We start from the raw sequence: 4,281 nt of genomic DNA, 5'->3' as shown, positions 1-4,281 counted from the left end.
GTGTGCTACAACATGGAACAAATGTTGTCGAAAAAAACCGAACATCCAATAGATTTTCGGTTTTTTAGATTTGAGATTTTCCAAGGGGGAAATATCAAATCTTTTTGAGGAAGATTAAGACAGAGGTTACTTGTCTAAAGCAGATAAGTAACCTAACCAGAATATATCTTCCTCGTTGATGGATGGTTCTGAGGAGTAAATATCAAGAACAGAAGTGTTTCCCAAATGATGAACTGCAGAAACCCTATAAGATCGTTTTGAATTTGTTTTTTCTTCAAGATCAGAAACATATTGAATTGAATCAGCAACGTTTCTATTCGTTCTAATCTGGAAGCTGTGCCCTTCAATTGGAGCTTCAATTGGAAAATTATCATGGTCTGATTCTACAGAGGGTAAACTCGCCAATCGGCCCCTCAAATCTGACAGCTCCTTGATCAAGTCTCGTATAGTATTTTCTTGTTTTTCAATCAATACGAGTATCATTTCTTCTTTATCCATTTTCTTGTCTTTTTAAAGTCAGTTTATTCGAAAAAAACACGCTCTATTTTATTTAAATGGGGTTAAGGTATAAATCTGTACCCTAGTAGCTTTACCAAATCTTTTGATTTAGGGTATTAATTTATACCCTGTACAGGGTATTTTTCAATACTCTAACCCTAAATCAAAGTACCCGTCAAAAATTACGGTTAGTCCGTCACAGATGACGAAATACCCGTCAAGATTTACGGGTAGTCCGTATCAACTGTCCCGTTTGTGGGACAGTTATCCACCAATGGCACGCAACTCAGTGAGCTTTGAGTGCCATCCTGGGAACATATCATCTTTATCTCTCCTTTCAGAACCATACCCCGCTACTTGCTGGAGTAATTCTTTGCTAATTTCCTGATTCGGCTTCAATACCAAATAGCCTGCCTTTAGATTTGTATCGGCATAAATTGCCCTTACATCACCTATTGACATTTCAACCAATACCGTAATCCTGAATAGTTGGTTGTTTTTAAACTCGATTCTACTTTCTAAAATATTGTACATTGTTATTATGTTTTTAGTTTTTGCCTGAAATTTGGTCCGATAAATCTTTGATTGCTTTGTTGCAGTATTTTTCTCTGGAGTCTATTTTTCGGTTTGATCTCTCTGTCTTCTCAAAAGATTTAATAAGTCCCTTAGCTCCTTCCATTTTGATAATTGGGAGGTGTTTAATCAATGTAGCAGGATGAATTTTCCACTTTTTATTTAACTCTCTTATTACTTTTTCATGCTCAGGGCTAGTTTTTTTCCACTTTTCTAAAGTTGCTTCAGGTGTTGTTTTTTCCTGAGTAAGAGTAAAGTTCAGCCCTATTACTGGAGGTCTTCCACGACCCGAAAACTTATCGAAAACTTTCTCAAAAGTAAACTCCAAAATTGTACCCCTCAGCTCTTCAAGTGGCTCACTAGTTGTTACTTTTATCAATCGGTTAACATCTTTATATTTTTTTTCACAATCCATTAATTTTCTGTATTCATCAAGGGATACATACCACTTACCAGTATCCCTGAAAGCTGAAAGTAACTCCCAGAACCGCATAGAATACCAACTTTCGAAATTCATGTAGTTTTGAAGTTCCCAACTGGTATGATGTGCAAGGCCAATGAAATAATCTTCTAGGGCAGGGTTCAAAGCAATAGTGATGTTTCCATTATCGTAAGACGTTTTAAATCCATCCCTTTTAGTGGTCTTGGTTGTGTCAAGGATGTTTCTTGGCTCAAACTGCTTGTTTTCAAAATCCTCAATCATCCAAACAGATGAAGCAAGTTCTACGAATGCTTTTTTACAAGCTTCATAAGCACTACCCCCTCCATCAGAACTTCGTACCACATCTGAGGCCTTAAATTCGTAGTATGGCTTTAACTTCAGATCATTACTCTGAATCTGAGCAAGAACCACTGCCATCATTCTTTTGGCCACGACAGATATTTTCCCTTGCCTTGCGAAAGTAAGATTCCAGTGCTGGGTTACCACTTCCTTTAACCGCTTCTCCTCAATGATCAAAGGAAGACTGATTTGAGTTTTTCTTTTATCCATTTCGAAATTTAATAAACCTATTTATAAAAAACAAATAGGAATAGGCGGCATAAACGTAGGTTTAATATTCAATTTGACGGCATAAACGTAGGTTTAATAGCCTGCTTTGACGGCATAAACGTAGGTTTATTCAAAAAACACCTTATAGTATCAACTATTATAGTTAAACCACTATTATAGTATGTCTTCCCAACCGCACAAAAAATGGCCTTTAAAACAAAAAAAGTCGGTACAAACCGAAAAAGCTTTTGGGGAAAAAAAATGAAAAACCAAAAACAAAAAGGGAGGGAAAAAAGCTTACGCAAGATCGGGCAACGGCAACTAAAAATATAATTTAAAACAATTCAGAATGTGACCCAACTCGGTAGATTACGATTCTTTTTTCTGGTTTTTCATCCTGCCTCCAGATGATCAGTAGATCGGGTAGAGCATGACATTCCCATCTCCCTTCATAGTTACCGCTGAGCTTGTGAGGTCTGTTACTTTCAGGGATAGCCTGATGGCCACCATCGACAAGTTTGTCAATGATTGTTTTCAAGGCTTCCAATCCCCTTTTGTTACTCTTGTACCTCTTAAGATCTTTTTTAGCCTTGTTGGAGAATATTAGTTCGTAGCTCATCCGAGAATGTCGTCAAATGCTTCCTGAGCAGACTTATATTTTTTGAGGGTGTCTATTTCCTTATCCGTTTCCTCAATGGCTCTCCTGGTCTCTTCATTTGGCTCTTTGAACCCTGAAGCTTTAGCCAGTAGTGTTTCGATCAAGTTATTTACGCTCCTATTTTCTTCCTTAGCCAACTCCTCCAGGTGTTTATCCAAAGCTGTTTTAATTCTTACTGATCTTGATTTTCTTTCTGCGGTAGTGTTCATTTTGATATCATTTGTAACTTTTTGTAATACACAAATATAATCTGAAAAGTTTCCTTTTAAAATGCTTAAATCCCTAAACCTTTGTCTTTTCCCTTCTTAACCGAATTTTTTTTCTGAATATCTTCTAACGTTTTTTCTATTGATTCGCCAAACTCTTTTTGGAAAATCTCTTTCATTGCCTTTTCCCCATAAGCGGAGAAGGATAATTTACCTTTGCTTTGCAAGACAATAAAAGTGTCCTTGAACGCATTTCTACTTTCTTTAAACCTTTTCATCAAGGCATCATATTGGTTTATTCCTTCACTTTTCTGTTTGCGCTCTCGCCCAAAAGCTTCTTTCCATGATTTTACCTCTTTTTCCAAATCCCGATTATTCAAAGCTAATACTTTTATGTTTTCAGCCGTTTTTGAGGCGTCTATGAGGCCTAAAAAGTTTTTGACGATATATTTGTCGCTAAGCTTGTCAAAGTCTCTTCTAATGGCCTTAAATCGGCTCAAATCGTTTTGGATTTCTTTTAGCTCTTCCTCGTTGATTTTTTTCTGACTGGAGAGTTGTCTGGCCTGAACCTCCAGGTTGTTGATGTTTACCAGGACCTGCTCAAGCTTCTCCCACTCCTTTTCAATCTTGAATTGTATAGAACTGAGTCGTTTTTTATCAGAGCTGACACCTCTTTCCATACCCATTATTTGGGCTGTTAAGTCTTGCATCTCTATCATATCTTTTTGATTCAGCTTTAGGGACTTCCCTGTAACCTTGTCAGTCCAGTCACATACTAGGTGAGCGTGTAGATTACGTTTCCATTCCTTCTTTGACTTCTGATGCCCTTCATCTTTGTGAATATGGATTTGGAAGGTTCTAATTCCAAATCGGTCTTCCAAAGCCTTAGACAATTTTTGAAGGTCTTTAAGGGTATGATTTTCATTAATGTTAACTACAGCTTCCCTAATTGGAGTCGCTTTTTTCTGCATTTTCTGGCCAACAGATTTGAGATACCTGGTATTTACATCAGCTCTTATTTCGGGGATTGTAGAGCTTGCCCAACTTTCGTTAAGATGGGAAAGATCTTTCCGCACATAATCGAAAGATTTGAGGCGGTAATTGTGGACTTCGCTGCCGGGCTTAACCGGCTCGAAGTGAATAGAAGCTTGTGCCATATGCTTTTTTTTGATGATTGCAAAAGGCAATCATAGCCCTCCGCTAGGAGCACACAACCCTTTAGGGTTATAGTGTGCTACAACATGGAACAAATGTTGTCGAAAAAAACCGAACATCCAATAGATTTTCGGTTTTTTAGATTTGAGATTTTCCAAGGGGGAAATATCAAATCTTTTTGAGGAAGATTAAGACAGAGG

General features: G+C 37.4%; 6 protein-coding genes. All 6 read right to left on the bottom strand.

What is annotated here, in order from left to right; translation table 11 throughout:
• Positions 1–126: 126 nt before the first annotated feature.
• A complete protein-coding gene (locus tag ACFFIP_RS07870) occupies positions 127–498 on the bottom strand; it encodes a hypothetical protein (protein ID WP_382387050.1) in 372 nt (123 codons plus the stop codon).
• Between the two features lie 264 nt (positions 499–762).
• On the bottom strand, positions 763–1,032 hold the full coding sequence (locus ACFFIP_RS07865; protein WP_111625673.1) for a hypothetical protein: 270 nt from the start codon (positions 1,030–1,032) through the stop codon (positions 763–765).
• Between the two features lie 13 nt (positions 1,033–1,045).
• The gene (locus ACFFIP_RS07860) at positions 1,046–2,062 is read right to left on the bottom strand and encodes a replication initiation protein (protein WP_111625672.1); all 1,017 of its coding nucleotides are present in this window, start codon (positions 2,060–2,062) and stop codon (positions 1,046–1,048) included.
• Between the two features lie 334 nt (positions 2,063–2,396).
• Positions 2,397–2,681, bottom strand: a complete 285-nt coding sequence (locus tag ACFFIP_RS07855; protein ID WP_079592391.1) for a type II toxin-antitoxin system YafQ family toxin — start codon at positions 2,679–2,681, stop codon at positions 2,397–2,399.
• Positions 2,678–2,929 carry a hypothetical protein gene (locus ACFFIP_RS07850; RefSeq protein ID WP_139384573.1) on the bottom strand — a complete coding sequence of 84 codons (252 nt, stop codon included), beginning with the start codon at positions 2,927–2,929 and terminating at the stop codon, positions 2,678–2,680. The genes ACFFIP_RS07855 and ACFFIP_RS07850 overlap by 4 nt, the downstream gene beginning before the upstream one ends.
• Positions 2,930–2,994: 65 nt before the next feature.
• Positions 2,995–4,083: a plasmid recombination protein gene (locus tag ACFFIP_RS07845; RefSeq protein ID WP_382387049.1), complete on the bottom strand. Its 1,089-nt coding sequence runs from the start codon at positions 4,081–4,083 to the stop codon at positions 2,995–2,997.
• Positions 4,084–4,281 lie beyond the last annotated feature (198 nt).

This window comes from Fontibacter flavus (genome assembly GCF_042432905.1).
GTDB lineage: Bacteria > Bacteroidota > Bacteroidia > Cytophagales > Cyclobacteriaceae > Fontibacter > Fontibacter flavus.
Note: the sequence above shows the minus strand (reverse complement) of the source record. Positions and strands in the feature narration are given on the sequence as shown.

Bases quoted from the DNA above. Each gene is read 5' to 3' on its own strand.
- ACFFIP_RS07870 (WP_382387050.1), bottom strand. From the start codon at position 498: ATGGATAAAGAAGAAATGATACTCGTATTGATTGAAAAACAAGAAAAT.
- ACFFIP_RS07855 (WP_079592391.1), bottom strand. From the start codon at position 2,681: ATGAGCTACGAACTAATATTCTCCAACAAGGCTAAAAAAGATCTTAAG.
- ACFFIP_RS07845 (WP_382387049.1), bottom strand. From the start codon at position 4,083: ATGGCACAAGCTTCTATTCACTTCGAGCCGGTTAAGCCCGGCAGCGAA.
- ACFFIP_RS07865 (WP_111625673.1), bottom strand. From the start codon at position 1,032: ATGTACAATATTTTAGAAAGTAGAATCGAGTTTAAAAACAACCAACTA.
- ACFFIP_RS07850 (WP_139384573.1), bottom strand. From the start codon at position 2,929: ATGAACACTACCGCAGAAAGAAAATCAAGATCAGTAAGAATTAAAACA.
- ACFFIP_RS07860 (WP_111625672.1), bottom strand. From the start codon at position 2,062: ATGGATAAAAGAAAAACTCAAATCAGTCTTCCTTTGATCATTGAGGAG.